The 2,464-nt window shown below is 32.7% G+C and carries 3 protein-coding genes; 1 reads left to right on the plus strand and 2 read right to left on the minus strand.

The genetic code is table 11. From position 1 onward, the window contains the following. Nucleotides 1-381, minus strand: a 381-nt coding sequence (locus AFK68_RS01790; protein WP_143437416.1) for a hypothetical protein, incomplete at its 3' end; no start/stop codon positions are given. A gap of 134 nt (nt 382-515) precedes the next feature. Next, nucleotides 516-1,013: a hypothetical protein gene (locus tag AFK68_RS01795; protein WP_094671161.1), complete on the minus strand. Its 498-nt coding sequence runs from the start codon at nt 1,011-1,013 to the stop codon at nt 516-518. Between the two features lie 380 nt (nt 1,014-1,393). Here AFK68_RS01795 and AFK68_RS01800 point away from each other — a divergent pair. Next, a partial coding sequence (locus AFK68_RS01800) for an ATP-binding protein (protein WP_094671163.1) occupies nt 1,394-2,464 on the plus strand: 1,071 nt, incomplete at its 3' end.

Below are 2,464 nucleotides of genomic sequence, written 5' to 3' on the forward strand. Positions count from 1 at the left end.
CTGTAATTCATCTAAGGTTAAATCGCTAACATCAATATATTCAACATTAAGATATAATTCATCAAAATCTAGATCGTCTAAACTTTCTAATATATCAGTGAAACTATCTAGAACTGTCGGATCAATGTCACTAATATCTATTTCATCTCCATCAAAATATAAATCCTCAAAAACGTCTGCCATTGCTGGTTCTGCCCCTCCATATATTCTCCAAAAAAATAGAGCTAACCTAACAGCTCCCCAAAGGGCTTTAGTTATTTTAAATGATGGATTATGTCGATTTTTTACGACTGTTGATGTTTTGTTATTTAGTTGAGAAAGTAATTTAATTACTTTCTTAAGCTCTTCTTGTTTTTGGCGTTTTTTTCCATTGAAAAACATAGATTTAATTTTCGTAGTTTCTATAGATTATATAGAGAGTTTGACTAATAAATAAAATCGGCAAATATGACAAGATTTGAAATTTATTAGTATCATCAATATTTGCCAACTATACTACTAGCTGATTTACAATTTTATAGTTCAGATTGATTTAGCTTTTTGAGTTTACTTACAAGACTATTTCCACATCGAAAATTTCGATATGTGTTATTTATGTTGTTTACAAAAATCTTTGATTGACCTGCTATACTTCCTACAGCAACTTCTGCAGTTACATAACCAGAATATCTATCATCATATTTACCTTTTCTGACACCAGCAAAATTATAGTCTTCTCTAGTATGTTTACATTTCCAAGCTATTTTTAAATTGGCTGTAAATTCACCATCAACTTCTTTAATATTATTCAATTGAACAGCTTCATCACCTACCATTGTCCATGAATGATTCCATGTTTCGTTACTACCTTTACCTCCCCAAGTTCCTTCGTCGTATGTACCTGATAAGGTTCTATTTAAGGTGGTTTTTAATCCTTTGGCAGAAATGTTTGCTAATGCTAAATTACTTACTGTCAGTGGCAATAAAATAACACCTAAAGATAAAAAAATAGATTGAAGTTTTCTAGTTTTCATAAGTTAGATATTCTCCAAACACTTATTGATTCAGATTACTTATTTAGGTGGTAGTGCATTGTAATTTTCGTGTATTGTTCGGCAATATTTGTTACAAGAACAGTGGGAGCATCTTGCTCCCATGCCAGGTATTTCTTTTTCCTATATACCATTACTATGTGGGACTACCCTTGCTTAAAAGTAAAAAAAATTTTTATGGCTTCACCAAGTAATCTCATACTTAATAATTTAACACAAGTGATACTAATACCCACAATTCATAAAATCTCATAAATATCATGTGTTTTTAAGCTTCATTAGGTCATAAAAAATCAGATTATTTCATAAAGATCAGAAAACATCATATATAATAGGAATAAATTCCTAGTTAAATTTAACTGATGATTTTTAATGAAGTATTGAAATTTGTTGATGAGATAGTTTTCGACAAAACTGGCAAACACCTTGATAGTCTGCAAAAAGCCATATTACGCGCTACTTGGCAAGGGGAAAAATACTCAAAGGTTGCTCAAGAATACCACTGCACTAAATGTCATGTTGGTAATGTCGCTTCAAATTTATGGCAACTTATTTCTCAGGAATTAAATGAAAAAATTCATAAGTCAAATTTCCGCGCTGCAATGGAAAGATATCAAGTTTCTAATATTTCAAATGTATTTAATTTCGGACGACAAAGTAATTATGTAAAAGGTAACATTAATCTCTGTCCAGACAATACCCACTCCCCAGAAACCAAACAAAAATTACCCACTACACAAACAGCAAACGAAAATAACACCCCACTACAAAAACTTGACCTCCGAGACGCACCAGACATCAAAAAAATATTCTACGATCGCTCCACCGAACTTACTACCCTCAAAACCTGGATAGTCAAACATCGCTGTCGTCTCATCACCGTCTCAGGAATAAGCGGTATCGGTAAAAGCACAATTATTCGTCACCTCATCCCAGAAATAGAATCTAATTTCGACCACATCATCTGGCGCACCCTCCGCACATCTCCACCCCTAAACGAAACTCTCAAAAACTTAATTGAAATTATCTCCAACGTAACAGAAATAAACCTCCCCAATAACACCGATGCTCAACTGTCAATGCTCATCGAAAAAATACGGGATATGCGTTGTCTAATTATTCTAGATGACGTACAACAAATACTCAACACTGGGCAACTTATTGGTAACTACAAACCAGGATATGAAAACTATGGCAACCTATTTAAAATTATCGGCGAACTTCCTCACAATAGTTGTTTTATTCTCAACAGTTGGGAACCACCCTTAGAAATTTTCAACTTTATCGATGATGACTCACCAGTACGTTTATTTCAGTTAACTGGTTTAACAGAAAAAGAAGCGTGTAATATGCTCAAAAATAGAGAATTATTAGATGAAGAAAAATGGCAAGACTTGATAAATTTCTATCAAAGTAATCCTCTATATTTAAAA

The sequence above is a fragment of the Hydrocoleum sp. CS-953 genome (assembly GCF_002260545.1).
Classification (GTDB): domain Bacteria; phylum Cyanobacteriota; class Cyanobacteriia; order Cyanobacteriales; family Microcoleaceae; genus Trichodesmium.